Source organism: Rubripirellula amarantea (assembly GCF_007859865.1).
Taxonomy (GTDB): domain Bacteria; phylum Planctomycetota; class Planctomycetia; order Pirellulales; family Pirellulaceae; genus Rubripirellula; species Rubripirellula amarantea.
This window is the reverse complement of the sequence record NZ_SJPI01000002.1, coordinates 204,364-224,360: the sequence shown is the minus strand read 5'-3', so window position 1 is coordinate 224,360 and position 19,997 is coordinate 204,364. Positions and strand designations below refer to the sequence as shown.

17 protein-coding genes are annotated in these 19,997 nt (G+C 54.0%); 12 read left to right on the top strand and 5 right to left on the bottom strand.

The window, feature by feature from the left end; all coding sequences use genetic code 11:
- The first annotated feature begins 48 nt into the window (after nt 1–48).
- The 3 genes from Pla22_RS25250 (at nt 49) to Pla22_RS14335 (ending at nt 3,461) form a co-directional block, all read left to right on the top strand.
- Complete coding sequence (locus Pla22_RS25250; RefSeq protein ID WP_165440675.1) at nt 49–249, top strand: hypothetical protein; 201 nt, start codon at nt 49–51, stop codon at nt 247–249.
- 62 nt (nt 250–311) lie between these two features.
- Entirely contained in the window at nt 312–962 is a 651-nt protein-coding gene (locus Pla22_RS14340) for a sigma-70 family RNA polymerase sigma factor (protein ID WP_146515539.1), read from the top strand.
- A gap of 3 nt (nt 963–965) precedes the next feature.
- Complete coding sequence (locus Pla22_RS14335) at nt 966–3,461, top strand: serine/threonine protein kinase (protein ID WP_146515538.1); 2,496 nt, start codon at nt 966–968, stop codon at nt 3,459–3,461.
- Nucleotides 3,462–3,492: 31 nt separating this feature from the next.
- Here the strand turns inward: Pla22_RS14335 and Pla22_RS14330 are convergent, their stop codons facing one another.
- The gene (locus Pla22_RS14330) at nt 3,493–4,521 is read right to left on the bottom strand and encodes a helix-turn-helix transcriptional regulator (protein WP_146515537.1); all 1,029 of its coding nucleotides are present in this window, start codon (nt 4,519–4,521) and stop codon (nt 3,493–3,495) included.
- Nucleotides 4,522–4,693: 172 nt separating this feature from the next.
- Between Pla22_RS14330 and Pla22_RS14325 the strand changes: the two genes are divergently transcribed.
- The 7 genes from Pla22_RS14325 (at nt 4,694) to sdhB (ending at nt 13,847) form a co-directional block, all read left to right on the top strand.
- Entirely contained in the window at nt 4,694–5,740 is a 1,047-nt protein-coding gene (locus tag Pla22_RS14325) for an aldo/keto reductase (protein ID WP_146515536.1), read from the top strand.
- A gap of 102 nt (nt 5,741–5,842) precedes the next feature.
- The gene (locus Pla22_RS14320) at nt 5,843–7,375 is read left to right on the top strand and encodes an MFS transporter (RefSeq protein ID WP_146515535.1); all 1,533 of its coding nucleotides are present in this window, start codon (nt 5,843–5,845) and stop codon (nt 7,373–7,375) included.
- A 54-nt stretch (nt 7,376–7,429) separates the two neighbouring features.
- Nucleotides 7,430–8,923, top strand: a complete 1,494-nt coding sequence (locus tag Pla22_RS14315; protein ID WP_146515534.1) for an alpha-L-fucosidase — start codon at nt 7,430–7,432, stop codon at nt 8,921–8,923.
- On the top strand, nt 8,920–9,657 hold the full coding sequence (locus tag Pla22_RS14310; RefSeq protein ID WP_146515533.1) for a hypothetical protein: 738 nt from the start codon (nt 8,920–8,922) through the stop codon (nt 9,655–9,657). The genes Pla22_RS14315 and Pla22_RS14310 overlap by 4 nt, the downstream gene beginning before the upstream one ends.
- Nucleotides 9,658–10,042: 385 nt before the next feature.
- Nucleotides 10,043–10,870, top strand: coding sequence for a succinate dehydrogenase cytochrome b558 subunit (locus Pla22_RS14305; protein WP_146515532.1), 828 nt, complete (start codon nt 10,043–10,045; stop codon nt 10,868–10,870).
- Nucleotides 10,871–10,938: 68 nt separating this feature from the next.
- Nucleotides 10,939–12,918, top strand: a complete 1,980-nt coding sequence (sdhA, locus tag Pla22_RS14300) for a succinate dehydrogenase flavoprotein subunit (protein WP_146515531.1) — start codon at nt 10,939–10,941, stop codon at nt 12,916–12,918.
- Between the two features lie 74 nt (nt 12,919–12,992).
- The gene (gene sdhB, locus Pla22_RS14295) at nt 12,993–13,847 is read left to right on the top strand and encodes a succinate dehydrogenase iron-sulfur subunit (RefSeq protein WP_146515530.1); all 855 of its coding nucleotides are present in this window, start codon (nt 12,993–12,995) and stop codon (nt 13,845–13,847) included.
- A 154-nt stretch (nt 13,848–14,001) separates the two neighbouring features.
- Here sdhB and Pla22_RS14290 read toward each other — a convergent pair whose 3' ends face one another.
- From Pla22_RS14290 to Pla22_RS14280, 3 genes are all read right to left on the bottom strand, one after another.
- The gene (locus Pla22_RS14290; RefSeq protein WP_242632065.1) at nt 14,002–14,481 is read right to left on the bottom strand and encodes a response regulator; all 480 of its coding nucleotides are present in this window, start codon (nt 14,479–14,481) and stop codon (nt 14,002–14,004) included.
- A complete protein-coding gene (locus Pla22_RS14285; protein WP_146515529.1) occupies nt 14,478–15,017 on the bottom strand; it encodes a hypothetical protein in 540 nt (179 codons plus the stop codon). The genes Pla22_RS14290 and Pla22_RS14285 overlap by 4 nt, the downstream gene beginning before the upstream one ends.
- 215 nt (nt 15,018–15,232) lie before the next feature.
- Nucleotides 15,233–15,988, bottom strand: coding sequence for a glycosyltransferase family 2 protein (locus Pla22_RS14280; protein WP_242632064.1), 756 nt, complete (start codon nt 15,986–15,988; stop codon nt 15,233–15,235).
- Between the two features lie 1,666 nt (nt 15,989–17,654).
- Here Pla22_RS14280 and Pla22_RS14275 point away from each other — a divergent pair.
- Nucleotides 17,655–18,419, top strand: a complete 765-nt coding sequence (locus Pla22_RS14275; protein ID WP_146515527.1) for a rhomboid family intramembrane serine protease — start codon at nt 17,655–17,657, stop codon at nt 18,417–18,419.
- A gap of 76 nt (nt 18,420–18,495) precedes the next feature.
- Nucleotides 18,496–19,635: a serine/threonine protein kinase gene (locus Pla22_RS14270; protein ID WP_146515526.1), complete on the top strand. Its 1,140-nt coding sequence runs from the start codon at nt 18,496–18,498 to the stop codon at nt 19,633–19,635.
- Nucleotides 19,636–19,690: 55 nt separating this feature from the next.
- Here Pla22_RS14270 and Pla22_RS14265 read toward each other — a convergent pair whose 3' ends face one another.
- Entirely contained in the window at nt 19,691–19,924 is a 234-nt protein-coding gene (locus Pla22_RS14265; RefSeq protein ID WP_146515525.1) for a hypothetical protein, read from the bottom strand.
- Nucleotides 19,925–19,997 lie beyond the last annotated feature (73 nt).

The following is a 19,997-nucleotide window of genomic DNA, read 5'->3' as shown; positions in this document are numbered from 1 at the left end:
TAGTCAGATTCGCGTCAACCGAGCGGCGGTTTCACTTTCTAAATGTAGGTGAACAAAGTTTCCTGGCAAGAAATCAGTGCACGCATCAACATGTCGGAATTGAGCAACAATTTGATGGGACGTTTCACTCCTGCTCGCTTTTGCGGTACCATGGTGTGTGGTCAAGTTGAGTCGATTGGCACCTTACCAATCGAGAACTCAACGGCCACAATGGTCGATTCAATCTCTGGACCGGCCCAACGTTCTTAACTTATCTTATTCCTGACGGTTTGAATTTTTTACGACGAGATCGTCGTGCAGGCACATCCAACATGACTTCAATCACTGAGCTGTTAAGCAAGAGCACGCGAGGGAATGAAGGTGAAACAGATAAGCTGTTCACGCTGATGTACGATGACCTGTGCCGCATGGCCGGTCGTTTCCTGCAGAACGAGCCGATGCGAAATCGTCTTAGCTCGTCGTCACTCGTCCATCAAGCTTACGTGCGGATGGTCGATCAATCGCGAATCAACTGGCAAGGCAAGACGCACTTCTTTGCCATCGGCGCCACGGTGATGCGTCGCATTCTGGTTGACCACGCCCGCAAAGTCCGATCGCTCAAACGAGGCGGCGGCTGGGAACGTCGTCAACTCAATGACGAGATCACGTTCTTGTTGTCCGATGACGGTGACGTGATGGCGTTGGACGAGTTGCTCGAAACACTTGCCGAGTTAAATCCTCGACAGGCCAAAATCGTTGAACTGCGATTCTTTGGCGGTATGACGATGCGAGAGATTTCAACAGAAATGAATCTAGGCCTGCGCACGATCGAAAAAGAGTGGGCGATGGCCCGCGCGTGGATGCGACGAGAACTTCGCCGAGAAGAGCTTGCCGAATCCAACGGCACCAACCAGACAACGTTCGGTTCGAATGACGAAGATATCGAAGAAGATCCGCACGCTACCTGGACCGAAGGCGAGTAACGGGTGGATTCGACTAGGTACAATCGCGTACGCGACTTGTTTTTGGCAGCCGACGAACTTCCCCCCGGTGAACAAGAAGAGTTTCTTCGGCGCGAAACAGCGGACGATGTCAGCTTGCTCGAAGAAGTCATTTCGCTGCTTGCCGAACACGACCCCGCCGCGGCGAAACTTGAAGGCGATTGTGCTCAACCGGTCGCGATGCCGCCATCGGATCCCTCGTCCGGCTCGATCGCTTTGTCAGATACCTTCACGGGCCCATTGCCGTCGGAGACCTTCGGGCATGGCCGAGGATTGAGCGATTCATCAGCCAGCGATTCATCAGTCAGCGATTCGGCGACGAAAATTCATCCGCGGCGATCTAGCTCATCAGATCCAGGCCAGATCACGAAGCAAGGCGTTCTTAGAACTCACGCATCACCGCGTTACGGCAAGGATTCGGAACGATCCAAGCCGCGGTCGAAACAGATGCCGATGTGGGCCGAGCGAACTCGTAAGTCACGTCGGCGTGCGTCAGGCTGGCTTTGGTTGGCGGCGTTGCTACCGACGGCGCTGGTGGGCTGGTGGACGTATCGCGCCGTGGATGCCACGATGCAGCGATCCGTTGAAGTGAAACTGAGCGGCGCAGCGGAGAACTTGGCGTTGGCTGCGGACCGCTTTCTCGTGAACCAGTCTGATTTGGTTCGATCGTGGTCCCGGCAAAACTCCATTCGCAACTCGATCAACGAGCTGATCCAAATCGCTCGCACGGATCCTGATGTCGAAACAATGCGAGACGCGACGCAGATTGACCGCATTGCCGATCAGCTCAGAGAACTTTCAGGTCACGACGATGTGAAGTTCGTGGTTTGGAATAACTCCTTTCGGATCGTAGCAAGCTGGTTGCCCGATCGCGCCGATGTCGGCAACGTCGTGCATCCCAGCGGTGCTGCAAACCTTGCCAGAGTAATGGCGGGTGAAACCGTGCTGTTTGGTCCCGAACGATTGACGCAAGATACCATCGGGTTTGAACCGGAAACCACCGCACCCGTCATGGCTGTGATCGTTCCGGTCGAAGACGATGAAGGCAAGGTCAGTGCGGCAATGCTTATCCGGGGCTTTTCAGCCTACGAAAAGTTCAATCGGATGTTCGCGGAATTTTCGGTTTCCGCGGGTGTGGACGCGTACGCGATTAACAACGACAGCATCATGGTGACCGAAGGGCCCGGCGCTACGTCGCTGGCAACTCAAGGCAAGTTCGACATCCCCTCCACCGAGATCGCGGCGAATCTGCGTGTCTGCGATCCGGGCATGGAATTAACCAACGAAAACCGCGAACTCGTTAAACGACAATTTAGTCCCGTCACGGTTGCAGCCGCCGGGGCAATCGCCAACCGCCCCGACGTTCGCACCGAGCCCTATGCCAACTACGCGGGAATCGAAGTTGTCGGCGCATGGAAATGGCTCGATCGCTGGGACCTTGGCATCATCGTTGAAGAATCAGCAGCCGACTCGTTTGCGCCAACTCGTTTGGTACGTTTTAGTTTCCTGCTATTAGGAAGCCTGCTTTCCGTGACAGCGTTTCTTGCAGCGTCCAAGCTGGCCAGAACATCGACCGCTGAACAAGCGGCTGTCCATCCTCTGAGCCGCTACGATGTGACCGGTGAACTTGGAAGCGGCGGCATGGGAGTCGTCTATCTAGCCCGACATCGACAACTCGACCGAGATGTTGCCTTAAAGGTATTGCGCAGTGATCGTCACAAACACGATGACCGGTTGCGTTTCGATCGTGAAGCCAAACTCGCCGCGTCGCTGACTAATCCTCATAGCGTGATGATCTACGACTACGGCCACAGCGAACAAAACGAAGCGTATTGCGTGATGCAGTACCTCAAAGGCCTGACGCTTCAAGAAGTTGTCGCGCGAAGTGGGCATCAGCCCATTGGCCGAGTCTTGTCCATCATGCGACAAGTATGCGATGCCCTCAGCGAAGCTCATGCTAAGAACTTGCTACACCGAGACATCAAGCCGCAAAACATCATGCTGTCGCTCGACAAGTCCGTGGGCGATTGGGTCGTTGTGTTCGACTACGGACTCGCCAAACCGCTCGAACCCGATGCTGACGTCTACCAAACGACCGAAGCCATTTGGGCAGGCACTCCGATGTACATGGCTCCCGAACGCTTTCGCGACCCGGGCAACATGGATCCTCGCAGCGACATCTATTCCGTAGGATGCGTCGGCTATTACTTGCTTGCCGGACGACCACCCTTCATCGAATCTGACCCCGAATCGCTGTTCTCGTTAATTCTTAGCGAGCAACCCATCGGTATTCACATTCATCGTGGTGAACCGATCGCGCTTGAGGTCGCCAACTTGATCTCTCGATGCATGGCGAAAAACGTGGATGACCGCTTCGCATCGATCGCGGAACTAGGTCGGATGATCGATCAACTGCGAATCGATCACGAGTGGAGCGCCGACCAAGCGAAGATATGGTGGAGCCATCACGGGGGTTCTTAGTGCGAACGCGCACTTAAACTCTACCAGCACTCTACTTTCTAGCGTTAATTAACTGCTTTGGCGGTACGCCATAGACGCGTTTGAACGCTCTTGAAAACTGAAACGGATCAGCGAACCCTAGACGTTCGGCGACGTCACGAACGAGCATTGCTTCGTTAAGTAACAATCCAGCGGCGTGATTCATCTTCAATCGCAACAGGTACTGGTAAGCACCGCACTCCGAAAAGCGATTGAACAACCGCGACAAGTAAACGGGGGTAACTTCACATTGCCGAGCGATCTCTTCGATCGTGTTAACGCTCAAGCAATTCGCTTCGATGTGCCCGCGAATTCGTTGATAAGTCTCGTAAGCCTTCGAACGGTCACCGCCGTCGCTGTGATGCAGTTGTTCAATCTTAAGGAACAACAACCGCAACAGCGTTTCAGAAATGGCTCGCGTGTTGCTCGAATCATTCACCGATTCGCGAATGATCATTTCCATCAGCCCTGACAACTCGTGAGTCGCCGCGATTCGAATCGGCACGCGATCATTCAAATCCGTAGGGGCGAGCAACTGCGTCACTTCGGAACCGACAAAGTCGATGAAGTACTTTCGCAACACGTTCTTCTTGTCAGTCTTGATCTGGTGCGGGATCCCTGGACCGTACAAGAAAACAGATCCCGCCGACACAGGATAGGTTTCCCCGTTGATCGTGACTTCGCCTTCCCCTTCGACAACGAGTTCGATTCCGAAGTACGGAAAGTCCTCACGCGAAATGAAGTAATCGGGACTGACCGCTTCGACTCCTCCACACACCACACTCAGTGGCGCGTGCGGATCCGGATTAAGGTTCATGAAGAAACGCCGAGCACGCTGAACCTGCATCGAAACAAACCCGGGCAACACGCCGCCGGGCTGAGTCGACGTGTCATCGTCGATAACAGGATCGCTCAAATCGACGTCGCCAATTGCATCGTCATCAAGTGAAGCGCCATCAAGAAGCGAGGCGTCGACCGACTCGTCCTTGTCGGAAAGTTCGCGGGCCGGGGAGTCGTCGGGAGTAGGGTTGCTTGTAGACATACACACAAGTTAATAATCGACATGCTTTTGTCAACACCGGCTATCCCGGATACGTTTGATGACGCTATTCTAATGGTTACGAACCAGCCCTAGCAATTCACATTACGCCCTCGATCGCTCTCCAGACCACATTTTCGGGTGGTAACCTGGGAAAACCCCTACAACGTTGCTCATGGAAACAACCGCCCGGACCAGACTCTCACTTCCCCCGCTCGTTTTTGGGTCAGGATGCCTGGGAAATATGCTGGTCGCAAGCAGCGATGAGACTAAACGCGACATCGTGCAGTCATGGGTGGCATCCATGAAAGCGCCAATTGTGATTGATAGCGCTGGGAAGTACGGCGCTGGCTTAGCATTGGAAGTGATCGGCCGAGAACTGCAAAACGCTGGAGTTGATCCTGCGGATGTCATAATCAGCAACAAATTGGGTTGGCGACGCACGCCCCTGACGGGATCCGAACCCACGTTTGAGCCCGGTGTTTGGAAAGACCTTAAGCACGATGCGGCTCAGGACATCAGCGGACAAGGCATTCGTCGATGTTGGGAAGAAGGCAATGAATTGCTAGGTCGATACCAAACGAGCCTTCTTTCGGTCCACGACCCCGACGAGTACCTCGCCGCGGCACGCAACAAGGAAGAACGAGCGAAGCGGTTCGCCGATGTGCTGGAAGCGTACGAAGTTCTCGCGGAAATTCGCGACGAGCATGATCTTGATGGCGTCGGAATCGGATGCAAGGACTGGCGAGTCGTACAAGAGTTGAACGAACACGTCGCATTCGATTGGGTGATGATCGCCAACTCGTTGACGATCATGTCGCATCCGTCGGAGTTGCTTCGCTTTCTCGCATTGCTAAAGGACAACGGTGTTGCGGTCGTTAACTCGGCAGTCCTGCATGGCGGCTTTTTGGTCGGCGGGGACTTCTGCGACTACAAACCGATCGATCCGTCCAACCCGGACCACGCCGCCAAGCTAGATTGGCGATCGCGATTCAGTTCGATTTGCAACGAACACCAAGTCAACCTCTTTCAGGCGGCCGTTGCATTCGCGACCGCGCATGATGCGATCACGTCGATTGCCCTGAGTTCATCCGAACCAAGACGTACGCCGTCGATGGTTGATGCAGTCCACGCGAAACTGCCACGTGAGTTTTGGTTGTCGCTTATCGCAGAAGAACTCATTCGCGACGAACCTTCGATCATCGGCAAGCTGCTCGCCTAATCGACCAGCGCTACCCTCTACGACATGTCGTATCTTTACGACACCACGTATTTTTACGCCCCCACTACGACGCACCCTTCGATTCTCCCTGGAACTTTCAAGATGAGCACTGAAGCGATCTCCGAAAATGACTCCATCGCTGCGGATTCCGCCGTTCGGCCTGCGGTTGTGCCGAGGCAGTACCTGCTTCCGTTCATCTTGACGACGTGCTGCTTTGCGTTGTGGGGATTTGCCAATGACTTTACCAATCCATTGGTCAAGGTTTACGAAAACGTATTCATTATCTCGACCTCACAAGCGTCATGGTTGCAGTTTGCCTTTTACACGGGCTACTTTTGCATGGCACTTCCCGCGGCTTTCTTCATTCGCAAATTTTCGTACAAAGCGGCGATCATGGTGGGCTTTGCGTTTTACGCGCTGGGTGCATTGTTCGCCGTGCCCGCAGCATCGTCGGCTTCGTTCGGCTTGTTCTTACTCGGTTCGTACATCCTGACTTATGGATTGGCGTTTCTTGAAACGGCGTGCAACCCGTACATCCTTGCGATGGGACCTCGCGAGACCGCGACACAGCGTTTGAATCTGGCCCAGGCATTTAATCCCATCGGGTCGCTTGTCGGAATGTCGGTAGCCACGCTTGTCTTGGCACCGCAATTGATGACCGGCGACTTCCGCACCAAACTTGGCTCTGGTGACGAAAGTTACACCAAGCACCTGGTCGTGATGGACGACGTCGAGCTTGCTGGCTTGCCCGCTGGTGCCAAACTTGCCAACGTGCAGCTTGCCGACGAGTCGGTAGTCAAGGTTTACAACGCTGTCCCCGACTTTGAAAACACCGTGGGAGCACTCGACGGCGCCATGCCTAATGCGTTAAAGGCGTTTCGAGCGAACGACCCCGCTGGTTTCCAAACGATGCAAGACGCTGACTTGGGGACGGTCAAGAAACCGTACATTATCGTGGCAGGGATTGTGATCGCGTTCCTGGCAATTTTCATGTTCACGAAAATGCCGACGTTCAAGCAAGAGGAAAAGGACGCTCCGTTTTGGGAAATCGCGTCACGTATTTTTGCACGTTCGCGTTTCCGCGAAGGTGTGATGGCGCAGCTCTTTTATGTCGGTGCCCAAATCATGTGTTGGACATTCATTGTTCATTACGGCATGGAGCAAGTTGACCTGACTTTGGGCCAGGCCCAGGGATACAACATTGTTGCGATGGTGATCTTTCTTTGCAGTCGTTGGATCTGCACATTCCTGCTGCGGTACATCAGTCCCGGCAAGATGCTTTGCTTCTTCTCGCTTGGTGCTCTTGGATTCACGGTGGGTGCCATCATGCTTCCCGGCTTCACCGGTCTTTACAGCTTGATTGGAATTTCGTCCTGCATGTCTTTGATGTTCCCCACGATCTACGGCATCGCTCTTCATGGCATGGAAGAAGAAGAATCCAAACTTGGATCGGCATTCTTGATCATGTCGATTGTCGGGGGTGCGTTGCTAACGAAGTTCCAAGGTGGGCTCATCGATGCGTATGGAATCCGAACATCGTTCTGGTTGCCCGCGTTCTGCTTCGTGATGATCGCTATCTATGGCCTTCGCACGTTCACGAGATTCGAGAAAGAATCTCGTACGCTCTCTGTCTAATTCGCTATCTACATCGCTGTTTAACTCGCAAGATCTTCACCCGTGAACATCGTTATGAAAATTCGGTTCCTGGTGGCTGCTATCGCGGTTGCCGTTTTGACACCTTCGCTTGAAGCGCAAGACAACGCCACCGCGACGGGGCCTTACCAAGCCAACTGGGAATCGCTTGAAAAGCACAACCCAGCACCTGAATGGTTCCGGGACGCCAAGTTCGGTATCTATTTCCACTGGGGTGTTTACTCGGTTCCTGCCTTTGGTAGCGAATGGTATCCGCGTTACATGCATGACCCCAAACACAAGGTGCACAAGCACCACGTCGAAAAGTACGGGCCGGTCGACCAGTACGGATACGATCGCTTCGTGCAAGATTTCAAGGCGGAGAACTTTGACGCCGAAGAATGGTGCGATCTTTTTCAAAAGTCGGGAGCCAAGTTCGTCGGTCCCGTTTCCGAGCACCACGACGGATTTGCGATGTGGGACAGTGAACTGACACCTTGGAATTCGATGGACCGAGGCCCCCAACGCGATATCACCGGCGAGATGGCAGTGGCAGCAAAGAAACGTGGCATGAAGTTTGTCACCACGTTCCACCACGCTCGCAACAACCTTTGGGAGAAGCAGCCGGGAAAATGGTCAGGTCATTTCGACGGGGCCAAGAATCACTTCCCAAAAGCACTTGAAAACGAAGAACGAGCGTTCATGTACGGTTACATGCCGCGTGAAAAGTTCTTGAAGATGTGGAATGGCAAACTGTCCGAGGTGATAAACCAATACAGCCCCGACCTGATTTGGTTCGACTCGTGGCTCGACGAAATCCCCGATGCCAATCGCATGCAATTCTTGGCCGACTATTTCAACCACGCCGAACAAACCGGCCAAGAAGTCGTGGTGACCTACAAGCAGCAGGACATGCCGCAAAACATCTGCGTGCTTGATATCGAGAAAGGCGGATTGGAAGGAATCACCGATTTTGCATGGCTAAGCGACGACACAATTAGCATGGGAAGTTGGTGCTACACCGACTCGCTAAGAATTAAACCCACCAACGTCGTGTTGCATTCGTTAATTGACATTGTCACTAAGAACGGTCAACTCATTTTGAACCTTTCGCCGATGGCCGATGGAACGATCCCTGACAACCAACGCAAGGTGCTACTGGAACTAGGTGCGTGGCTGGAAAAGTACGGCGAGTCTATCTACAACACGCGCCCCTTCGTGATCGATGGTCATGGACCGACGGTCGCCGGCAAGGGACACTTTGGTGGCAAAGCAACGGACATCGCTTATTCGGCTGAAGACATTCGCTACACTCGAAATGATAATGTCGTGTATGCATTCGCTTTGGGATGGCCGGGCGAAGGGACCCAGTCGGTTCTGAAGGGTTTCGCCGCTTCGCAAAAAGACGCTCCTCGCGACATTGAATCGGTATCACTTTTGGGCAGTGATGAAAAAATTGAGTATGAATTAACAGACGATGGTCTGATCGTTACGGCTCCGAAGACCAAGACGGATGACATGGCGATTGTTTACAAGGTGACCACGAAATGACTCGACTGATTTTGCTTAGCCTAACTCTGATGCTTGGGTGCGAACTGATCCAGGCATCTGAGGCGAACTTGACCGTCGATGATAAGACGTTGACGATTACCCAAGATCAATGGACTGATAAAGGCGAGATCGAGATCCCGCGAGTCTACGCTTCGCTTCGTGATTCGCATTGGTCGGGGAATGAATCCGCGAAGGTTACCGTGCACCCAGAGACTCAATCTTGGGTCGTGCGTTGGGACAAACATCCCGAAGGCTCGAAGTCGATCGTGTTGCATTTCGACCAAAAAGTTAAGTCACCATCGCCGATCGAGCAGGCGGGTGACGGCACCATCACCATGCGGGCCGACCAGGCTGAAGTTCATGGCGAACTGATTCGCTTCGAACCGCAACCGCACAAAAACACGGTGGGTTACTGGGCGAAAGCGGGCGATTACGCACACTGGGTTATCGATGTGGATCAACCGTACACGTTCAACGTTGGTGCGCTACAAGGTTGCGGCAAAGACCAAGGTGGCAGCGTGGCAACGATCGAAGTGGAGCGAGATGGCGAGGTAATTTCGTCGTTGGAATTCAACGTCGAAGAGACCGGGCACTTTCAAAACTTCGTTTGGCGGAATGTAGGTGAACTTACGATCGCCGATCCGGGACGCTACCGAGTGACCGTCCGGGCCAAACAGATCGCCAACAAGGCTGTCGGCGACTTCAGGATGCTTCATCTTTCGCCCAAGCGCTAAACGTTCCCGTCGCCCAAACGCTAAACGTTCTCGTCGAAGCGGTGGATTCGTCATCAGCAATGGCGACAAATTGTCGCCATTGTGATTCTTGACTCGGTTGTAGAGTGCCGCTCGATGGATCACATCGCACTGCACATCGGCTAGCGCCGCAGTTGGTGATTTACGGCGGAAACCTTTGCGCCGCTACGGCGATGGCTCGGCGCACCGACGCCGCGACCGCGTTCTCGTTGTGTCTTTGCCAAGCGTTGCGGGTTACCTCTAGGGATCGAGCGTTCGACTCTCCACTAACATAAAGTCAATCGATCCATTACCTTGGTTGAGCCGAGGAATCATCCTTACGGCGCAAACCTTCCTATAACCGCTTTTTCGATAGTGATGTTCGCTCATGAGTGCGGCTGAAACGGATTCTGGTACGACTTTCTTCGACAACATCTTCATCAAGCACGAGTTTGCGATCCGCCGCGTTCACTCGCTGCTGGGAATTGTTCCGCTGGGGCTCTACATGGTCATTCACTTGACCACCAACGCGTCGCTGCTTAACGGCAGCGAGACGTTTCAGCGAGCGGTGTTCTTAATCCACAGTCCCGGCAAACTACTTCCGGTGATCGAATGGGGCGGGATCTTTTTGCCTTTGATTTTCCATGCGGGCATCGGGATTTGGATCGCCAAGACGGGGCGATCGAATGTTAGTCGCTACGCCTTCACGAGCAACAAGCGTTACGTTTGGCAGCGTTACACCGGGTTTATCGCCTTGGTGTACTTGTTCTTTCATATCTTGCACCTGCACGGTTGGCTTCACGCCCACATTTGGCTGTCGATGATCCAGCCGGTCGGTTTCGGCCAGTTCAAGCCATACAACGCGGCCAGTTCGTTGGTCGGAGCCATGCAAGGTTATTTCTGGCCAGCTTTCTACCTGATCGGTGTTTGGGCCTGCGTTTACCACCTCGCCAACGGCTTGTGGACCGCAGGCATCACGTGGGGTTTGTGGATTTCGCCAAAAGCTCAAGAACGAGCGACCAAAGTTTGCGTGGCGCTGGGTCTGGGTCTTGCGGTTATTGGAACAAGCGCCTGGTGGGCCGCCGTCGCACCAGGTGAAACGGAAATGGCGAAGTACAAGGCAGTCGAAGACCGCATGTATAAGGCATCCGTCGAAGCGGGCTTGGTTTCACCGAACCCGGAAAAACGTACGGACGAAGCCGAAACCGCCGAGTGAGCGGCCGGTCCCTGGACCTATTGATTAACCAACTCAAAGCACAAACTTCTTCAGTACGGAATTGAACCATGGCACAACATCGCGTCGTCGTCATCGGAGGCGGATTGGCTGGCCTTGCATCAACCATGAAATTGGCTGAACTGGGCGTCCATGTCGACTTGATCAGCCTAACACCGGTGAAGCGGTCTCACAGTGTCTGCGCCCAAGGCGGCATCAACAGTTGCAACGATCAGACACGCCAACTTGGCGACAGTGAATGGAAGCACTTCGACGATACGGTTTATGGCGGTGACTTCCTCAATCACCAACCACCGGTCAAAGAGATGACCGACTGGGCTCCCAAGGTGATCGACCTGATGGACCGCCTGGGTGTTCCGTTCAACCGGACCGGTGAAGGCTTCATCGACCGGCGACGCTTCGGTGGCACTCTTTACAAACGAACCGCGTTCGCCGGAGCCACAACCGGTCAACAACTCTTGTACGGTCTGGACGAGCAAGTTCGTCGCTTCGAAAGCGAAGGGCTGGTCAAGAAGTATGAGTTCTGGGATTTCCTGGGACCGATGATGGACGATTCAGGTCGATGTCGCGGCGCGATTGTGCAAGACATGGTGTCGATGAAGATCCAAGCCTTTCCCGCCGACGCTGTGGTTGTTGCAACCGGCGGATGCGGGCTGGTCTACGGCCGCAGCACGATGAGCGTGTTCTGCACCGGAAGTGCTGTGAGTCGATGTGTTCAAGCGGGCGCGAAGTACGGAAACGGCGAATTCATCCAAGTTCACCCGACCGCTATTCCAGGTAGCGATAAGCTGCGTTTGATGAGCGAATCGGCTCGTGGTGAAGGCGGACGCGTCTGGGTTCCTCGTAAGCCTCATGATGTTCGCGCACCAGGCGACATTCCAGCCAACGAACGCTACTACTTCCTAGAAGAACGCTACCCGAAGTACGGCAACTTGGTGCCTCGTGACATTGCGACTCGCGAGATCTTCGACATTTGCGTCAACGAAGGCTTGAGCGTTGAGGCCGATCGCATGGCGGTCTACCTTGACCTAACTCATATCCCTAAGTCGGAACTAGATCGTAAGCTTGGCGGCATTCTGGAGATTTACGAAAAGTTCCAAGGTGTTGACCCGCGCATTGAACCAATGCGAATCTTCCCAGCGGTCCACTACAGCATGGGTGGATTGTGGGCGGACTACGTGAAGAGCTCCGCCGGCGGACTTGAAGCCGGTGCCCCGCAAAACCACATGACGAACATCCCTGGCTTGTACGCGATGGGTGAGTGCGATTACCACTACCACGGTGCCAACCGACTTGGTGCGAACTCCCTGCTATCGTGCATCTTCACGGGTCTGTTCACGGGATCCTCGGTGCTGAACTACGCGTCTAACCAAAGCAGCGGACATGCGGACGTACCGTCGAGCTTGATTGATGGCGCGACATCACTTCACCAATCGCGTCACGATGCGCTATTGAGCGCTTCGAAGGACAAAACCGAGAACCCGTATTTGATCCACCAAGAACTTGGCGACGTGATGACTCGCGTGGCCACGGTGGTTCGCAAGAACGATCAGCTCGCCAGTGCCATCGACAAGGTCGATGAACTTCACACCCGGGCGTTGAACGCCGGCTTGTCTGACACGGGAACATGGTCGAATCAGAATGTGATCTTCACCAAGTCGGTTCAGGACATGTTCCCGATCGCCAAGGCGATTTTGCGAGGTGCGTTGCAACGCGACGAGTGCCGTGGTGCTCACTACAAGCCAGAGTTCGAAAAACAGCCACTGACCGCCGAAGATCCAACCGAGCGTCGCCAACAGGCCGAACAATGGTGCGACGACTTTGAAGAGAACAACCGCAAGTACCTTAAGAGCAGCATTGCGACCTATGACAACGCTACTCGACAAGTCGAAGTGAATTACGAAGAGGTCGATACTTCGTTGCTTGCCCCACGGCCACGACTCTACGGGCTCGTTGGTGCTGAAGAAATTGAGCAAGTTTGGAAAGAGCGTTCTGCCAAGAAAGAAGCGCAACCACAGGCGACGTTCTAAAGAGTCTCGCTTTAGAATTCGTTGACTGTTGTGGATTCCCCATCACCTAACTTTTTTACTACTAGGATCGACGGATGATCGCCCTCGAACCCAATCTTAAGAATCGCCCAGAGTGGATCAATGTTCGCGTGCGTCGCCAAGACGGCCCCGGCCTGGAACCCTATTGGGAACTGCATAAGATCCAATACGAACCCGAGCTAAATGTGATCTCGGTGCTGCAACGGATCGCGGCTCAGGCGACCAATTCCGATGGCCGAAAAGTGGCGCCGGTTGTCTGGGATTGTGGATGCCTGGAAGAGGTTTGTGGGTCCTGCACGATGGTCATCAATGGCCAAGTTCGACAAAGCTGCAGTGCTTTGGTGGATAAGTTGCTTCAGGACAACCCAGACGAGCTGGTCCTGGAACCGATGAATAAGTTCCCCGTGGTGCGAGACCTGATGGTTGATCGCCAACGCTTATTCCGAGCTCTCACTCGCGTTAAAGCGTGGGTACCAGTGGATAGCTACTACGACATGGGGTCGGGCGAGCGAATCCTGCGGGACACTCAAGAGCAAAACTACCCGTTGAGTCAGTGCATGAGCTGCGGTTGCTGTCTCGACGCGTGCCCTCAGTACACCAAAGTGGAACTGACCAAGAAGAGCGACGAAACGGACGAGGAATTTGAAGCTCGCAAGCTAGCCGAGTTCGACAAAGACTTCGTTGGCCCGCACGCAATTTCGCAAGCGATGTTGTTCAACAATCACCCAACCGGCAAGTCGCTTGCCGGTGAACGCTTAGAAGCCCTGATGGGTCCCGGCGGAATTGCAGCCTGCGGCAACGCTCAGAATTGCGTTGCGGTTTGCCCGAAGGAAATCCCGTTGACGACTTCGATCGCAAGAGCAGGCCGAGCCACGACGGTCCAAGCGATCAAGAAATGGTTCGAGAAGTAGGTCGCATCGGTACAGGTTCGCGGTGACGCCCAGTCAGTGACGCCCAGTTGGCGAATCTTGACGTTGATAGGCAAGGCGATGTCCAGACGACGTCGCCTGAAATGGAACAGTCCGAAGATCAGTGCCAGGTATAACTGGCACGATCGCGATTGGCCTAAGCGCCAGCAAGAACGGGCGTCGTGTGCACCATCAATCGCTTGTGATCTCGTATCACTCGCATGAAGTCAGCTTCACGAACTGGCTTGTTCATGAAGTCCGATACGCACAGATCTTGGCACTGCACACGTAGGTTGGCATCGTTCGACGCGGTAAGCACGACCGTTGTGATGCGAGGCAAATCAAAGTCAGCCTCTTGAGCCTCGCTTAGAAACTGCAAGACGTCCAGACCGGTGCCGTCGGGTAACATCATGTCGAGCAGCAGCAGGTCGGGACGCGGTGCTCTCGCAAAGATGCCTTCCTGACGTAGGAAAGAGATCGCTTCTGAAACGCTACGCACGAGCGTCAGACGATGGTGCACTTGGCTGCGACGAACGGCATAGATCGTCACGCGTGCGTCCGTCCAGCCATCCTCGACCAATAGAATTTCCATTGGCTTGATGGCGTGCTCACCAATCAGAGAGTGATCATGTTTCATCGGGGATACCTGGTTGCAAGTTTTAAAGCCAAGGACGTTTGTTCGATCAGAACATTTTCACTTCGTTCATGAGCCGCCAATTGCGATTCGAACATTGCAGCGGATTGAATCAATTCACGCAGGCCGTTCTGTTCGACACCGCGGTACTGCAGTTCCTCGGCTTGTTCTGCCAATTCGGTCAACTGCAGGTAAAGCAGGCGATGTTCGCGTTGGGCCCTCTCGGCTAGTTCACCTAGTCGGACACCCTTGATTTGATGCTCGCTCGGTTCAGCCAGCGTAATGTAGCCGTAGGATTCTTCAAGCGAGAATTGCAAGGCCGCCGCATCGCGCAGGTCGTCGAGCGTACGTGATAGGCTTCGGCAAACCTGGAGCGGTTCTCCGTGGCAATCGCAGACCACCGGTAAGCGTCGAAACGCATTCCAGTACGCCGGGTTACTATCCTTGATCTCTTGTAAGAACGCCGGGTTCACCGAGAGCAGGGAAGGCGAAGACGAGACCGCGTTTACAGTCGTCGTTGGACTAGCAAGGGCAGACATAACGGAAGCTCCTCCATGTGGTTTCCATCCATGTTGAATCGCAAACCATGATTAGCTCGCAAGAGAAAAGAAGGGCTCCGCCTAACACTGCCAGCATAACGCTCTCTTGAGTGCAAAGTCAAGAATTTTGCAGCAAAGTAGAAACACTGCGGCTAGCGTCACCGATGAACAAATGAGAACCAATTGCGTGCTGGCGACGATTTTATCTTCGTAAATTACCGCTTCAGCAGTCCGTACTTTGCGATACAACGCAGCGCACTGACGCCATCGCGCCAGCCGATTTTTTTCCCCTCGTCGTACCAACGATGATGGTAGCGAATGGGTCGCTCGGTAAACTCCAAACCGGCCCGTACCCATCGTGCTGTCAATTCGATTTCGATACCAAACCGAGACTCCTTAAGGTCGTCCAAGATCGCCATAAAATGCGCGCGTCGCGTCATCTTGTAGCACGTCTCGACATCACTCAAACGGATCCCAATCGCCAAACTCGAAAGCAACGTGATGAAGTTGTTGACCGCTTGGTGCCACCAGGGCGACAACGATCGGTCGCAATGCCCGTAACGAGTCCCGTAAGCCACATCGGCTTCTCCGCTAAGGATAGGCTGCAAGAGGAATCGAAAGTCCGAAGGATCGTACTCGCGGTCTGCGTCCTGAATAACGATCACGTCGCCCGTCGCCACTCGGACTCCCGTTTGAATCGCTGCGCCCTTGCCTTGATTAACGGCGTGGTGGCGGACCACAACATCCGGCTCGTTATCAAACTGATCTACAGCATCACCGGTTCCATCACTACTGCCATCATCGACTAAGATGATTTGCATGGGCAGTCCCGTTTGTCGCAGGACCTCAACAACGCTGGCGATTGTTTTGCACTCGTTATAAACGGGCACGATCACGCTCAGGCAGAAGCCCTCAGGAAGCTTGTAGATTGCTAATTGACGACAAGCATCGGCACCCAGCAACGCGTTCATTTCATCGACGTACGAATCGCTCCATAAGCGTCTGGGATCGTGAGTGTTGATGATAGAAACCCTTTGCCAGAGAGTGGCGAACCGCGATGAGGACGAACTGCGAAAAGAACAGCACAGCGGCATTCTACCAAAGCAGCATCGCTGCGTCAGAGTCGGCCCGTAACGGCATTACTCACTGGCACGACTCATATCAGCCCCCTTGATGAAGACTAAGCTAGCGATCGACGCAGCAAGCGATGATCAACGCTGGAACCACGAACGCTGGTCGCACCGCTGCACATGTGATGAGTGAAGGGCATTGAGTGGAAGGCGTTGAGCAAATAGCGATGATTGAACGTTGATGGCTTAACGTCGATGAGCGGTCGACGATGAGCGATCGACAAGTGAAAGTCCGCGTACGCGAATTAAGTTGATAGCACCGTGCATTGTTGCGAGACGAAGCCTTGTATTTCTTAACGCAAAGAAAGCAAAATTCATTCGTTCTCGGGGTTGACGTTTTCACGTGAATGTGCCGCAGCAATGGCGTGAATGTCGATGCCCAAACAACGCAAACATTTTTTTCTGATCTATCACATCGCGATTCGTTAGCTTTCGATGAATTGCTGAAATTGAATTTACTTTCTTCACCAAGATTGTTGTTGACATTCGCAGGCGGCAACGCCAAATTCTTGCAGCCTCATTGAAGCAATGGTTGCTGTTCACCAACGGCAGCGAGTTGCATTTTTTTTCGACGGAGAAGTTTGCTATGAGTTATCCGAATTCAACTGCGTTTCATGTTCGAATCGGAAACCCTCAGATCAACCCCATCAACCATCCGTCAGACTCTCCGCCGCTATGACGTCAAGCTGATTCACTCAGCCTGCTCGCGGTGTCTTACCGAACGCTTCGGTGACTCACTTTGCCAACTCAAACGATGAACGGCTCGTCAACGACTCTTCATCACCATCGGTTGGCCACCTTGTTCTCTGATCAGTTGTCATGATCGCTGATGTTAAGTCATCGATCTATTGAACCAGATTTCAAGCTCTTAACGATTCACAATCAAATTGGAACGCGACTTCCAATTTGCGACGGACATTGCGATGTCCTCATCAAACCAAGGACCACTCGAATGATTCGATGGTTCGCGGAGACTCGCAAAGATTGCGATGACTTATTTTTACATCGGTGCGCTCGAGGATCGAGCAACAGGTCTTAGGACCTGAGCGAATGGACTCGCCGCCTGTTTTTTGCTTCATCGTGCCGATTGCTTAGCAGCCGGTACGTCGGGCGATTGACTCAATATCAGGAGAGAGATTGAGCCAGTCGCTTGGCAATAACGAATTGTCGGGAACGCAGGACGCTGACCCGACTTTTTTTATGCGCCCACAGTTTGATCGCTGGCTGACTCATTCGCCAATCGCCGCACCCTCTTCGCCTGATCGCGGTTTGCCCGCACTTCCCTTGATTGCAGTTCGCCGGCTCTTCCTTTGATTGCGGTTCGCCGGCTCTTCGCGGGGTTTCGGTTCGCCGGATTGGACATCGTTTTGAAAGCTTCCTTTTCAGAGCTTGTGACTTGCACGACGTCACACGGTTGCCCCAAAGCCGTGTACGATGCGTCGCGAGAGTTTCACTCATTAAGTGATTCCGATTCGCTCTCACTCAATACTTCGCGCGCACGTCCTCTATGATTCCGCTTCAAGACAGCATCCCGAGTCGCCGCACTCCGTTTGTCAATTATGCCGTGATCGCAATTTGCTCGGTCGCGTTCCTGTTTCAACTGTCGGATCCCACCGGATCGATTGCCGAACAATACGGGATGGTGCCGGTGCGGTTGTCTAACGAAGACGCGCCCACGGTCATTCAGCAAGAAGTCATCGTGCAGACCAACCGAGGCCTTGAACGGCAGATCGCCACTAAGACGATTGCACCTTCGGCCGTGGCACCTTGGTTAACCGTGTTGACCTGTATGTTCTTGCACGGCGGGTGGATGCACTTTCTAGGCAACATGTGGTTCTTATATATCTTTGGCGACAACGTCGAAGATCGGCTGGGACACATCGGTTACGCGGTCGTGTACTTAGCCACCGGCATCGCGGCCGGCTTGACGCATTTCTACACCAACATGAATAGCGTCGTCCCGACCATCGGTGCCAGCGGAGCAATCGCGGGGGTGATGGGTGCCTATGCTTGGCTTTACCCGCATGCCAAAGTCAAAGCCATCCTGCCGATTCCAATCTTGATTCAGGTATTTGTTTTGCCCGCACCGGTCTTTCTAGGCATTTGGTTCGTGCTGCAAACGTACAATGGCATCTCGGCTTCCGCCTCTGGACAGGCTGGCGGAGTAGCATGGTGGGCCCATATCGGCGGATTTGTCGCCGGTGCGGGTGCGGCCTTGCTGATTGGCCGAGCTCATTTGGGAAATGAGGATGTTGGTACGCGACGGTTTTGACGCGTCTTAAATTAGACTAGATTATTTGCCACGGAAAATTACTCGCTCTGGGTTTCAGGAAGAGACACGTACCTTGATGCAATCCACCACACGCTACGAACCGAATCCGACGATATCCTATGGCGGGTCGTCCAAGAATGCTTCGGCGGACCCTAAGCTTTTGGCGAGCTACGAAATGCTCACCAAAGACCATAAGGTGAGTTGGACTGGCCATCACCATATGCTTCGCTTGCTTGGCCGAGGTGGTCAGGGCGAGGTTTACTTGACGGAGTACCGCGGTACCGACGGCTTCACCGTTCCCGTGGCGATGAAAGTCTTCTCGCCGGAACGCTACGCGGGAGCGGCGGCCTACAACGAAGCGATGAAACGCGTCGCAAGCATTGCTGCGAAGGTCGCGTTGATTCAACACGACAACCTGCTTGACGTTCAAAACTTCATCGAGCGAAATCGAATTCGCATCATGATGATGGAATGGGTCGATGGCTATGACCTTCGCAAGTTGATGTCGCCTCATTGCCTATCGATGCTTGATGGCCGAGTCGATGCGGCTCGCTGGGAATACATCAACGAAGTGATTTTGACCGCGGGAACAACTCAGTCGCGTTTCAAAGCGGGCGTTGCGGTTGCCATTGTCCGAGAAGTCCTAGCGGCACTCGCTTCGTTGCACCGCGAGGGCATCGTTCATGGCGACATCAAGCCCGCCAACATCATGCTCAAACGCAGCGGCCACACCAAGCTGATTGACATGGGGTCTGCGATCGAAGTTGCGAACCCTCCCCGGGAACGCGAATGCACACCGATGTATGCGGCGCCTGAAGTGCTAGAAAACCGGTTGGCGACACCGCGAAGTGACATCGCTAGTGCTGGTTACGTGTTGGTCGAGATGCTGAGTGGGATGAATCCGTTTGTTTCCAATGCAAAGCTTCGTGATCTGTTGATCGCAAAACGCGAACTCCCCAGTCGACTCACGGAACTGCTGCCCGAAGAGGTCCTGGTCAACGAGCTGTTGATGAAGTTCATCCACCAAATGATTTCACCCGATCCCAATCGCCGATTCCCTGATGGTGAAGCGGCCGAGCATGTTGAAGGCGGCGCGGCTGAGTTCCACCGCCAACTGGTTCTCGGCGACATGGCGACCGAGTACGACAACGACATCCGATTGTGGCTCGAAGAACTGCGGTTGATGGAAACCGAACTCGACGATTTCGATGTCTGAGTTTGAAAAGCTCTTGGCCGCGACAGTTTCGTAGCCAACATCTAGTAGCCAGCATCTAAGCGCCCGCGGCCCTGGCGGTTGTGACCACTGGGCGGGCTGGCTTGCTTCGACGCCCCCTGGGTTGAGCTCGCTGGTTGCGAGGGCCGGGCACGGTGAACGTCATGGGCACGGTGAACGTCATGGGCACGGTGAACTTCATGGGCACGGTGAACTTCATAGGCACGGCGAACGTCATGGCTACCGCGAGTGTCATGGGTACCGCGAAATCTCGCACGAACGAGTTTGGCACGGATTGTTCGTTTCGGGCGATACGAGCTACTTTTGGTTCAGCGTGAACCGTTTTGGCTCCGCGCGAACCAACG

Bases quoted from the DNA above. Each gene is read 5' to 3' on its own strand.
- sdhB (WP_146515530.1), top strand. From the start codon at position 12,993: ATGATCGCCCTCGAACCCAATCTTAAGAATCGCCCAGAGTGGATCAAT.
- Pla22_RS14315 (WP_146515534.1), top strand. From the start codon at position 7,430: ATGAAAATTCGGTTCCTGGTGGCTGCTATCGCGGTTGCCGTTTTGACA.
- Pla22_RS14275 (WP_146515527.1), top strand. From the start codon at position 17,655: ATGATTCCGCTTCAAGACAGCATCCCGAGTCGCCGCACTCCGTTTGTC.
- Pla22_RS14310 (WP_146515533.1), top strand. From the start codon at position 8,920: ATGACTCGACTGATTTTGCTTAGCCTAACTCTGATGCTTGGGTGCGAA.
- Pla22_RS14270 (WP_146515526.1), top strand. From the start codon at position 18,496: ATGCAATCCACCACACGCTACGAACCGAATCCGACGATATCCTATGGC.
- sdhA (WP_146515531.1), top strand. From the start codon at position 10,939: ATGGCACAACATCGCGTCGTCGTCATCGGAGGCGGATTGGCTGGCCTT.
- Pla22_RS14340 (WP_146515539.1), top strand. From the start codon at position 312: ATGACTTCAATCACTGAGCTGTTAAGCAAGAGCACGCGAGGGAATGAA.
- Pla22_RS14325 (WP_146515536.1), top strand. From the start codon at position 4,694: ATGGAAACAACCGCCCGGACCAGACTCTCACTTCCCCCGCTCGTTTTT.
- Pla22_RS14305 (WP_146515532.1), top strand. From the start codon at position 10,043: ATGAGTGCGGCTGAAACGGATTCTGGTACGACTTTCTTCGACAACATC.
- Pla22_RS14330 (WP_146515537.1), bottom strand. From the start codon at position 4,521: ATGTCTACAAGCAACCCTACTCCCGACGACTCCCCGGCCCGCGAACTT.
- Pla22_RS14320 (WP_146515535.1), top strand. From the start codon at position 5,843: ATGAGCACTGAAGCGATCTCCGAAAATGACTCCATCGCTGCGGATTCC.
- Pla22_RS14280 (WP_242632064.1), bottom strand. From the start codon at position 15,988: ATGAACGCGTTGCTGGGTGCCGATGCTTGTCGTCAATTAGCAATCTAC.
- Pla22_RS14290 (WP_242632065.1), bottom strand. From the start codon at position 14,481: ATGAAACATGATCACTCTCTGATTGGTGAGCACGCCATCAAGCCAATG.
- Pla22_RS14285 (WP_146515529.1), bottom strand. From the start codon at position 15,017: ATGTCTGCCCTTGCTAGTCCAACGACGACTGTAAACGCGGTCTCGTCT.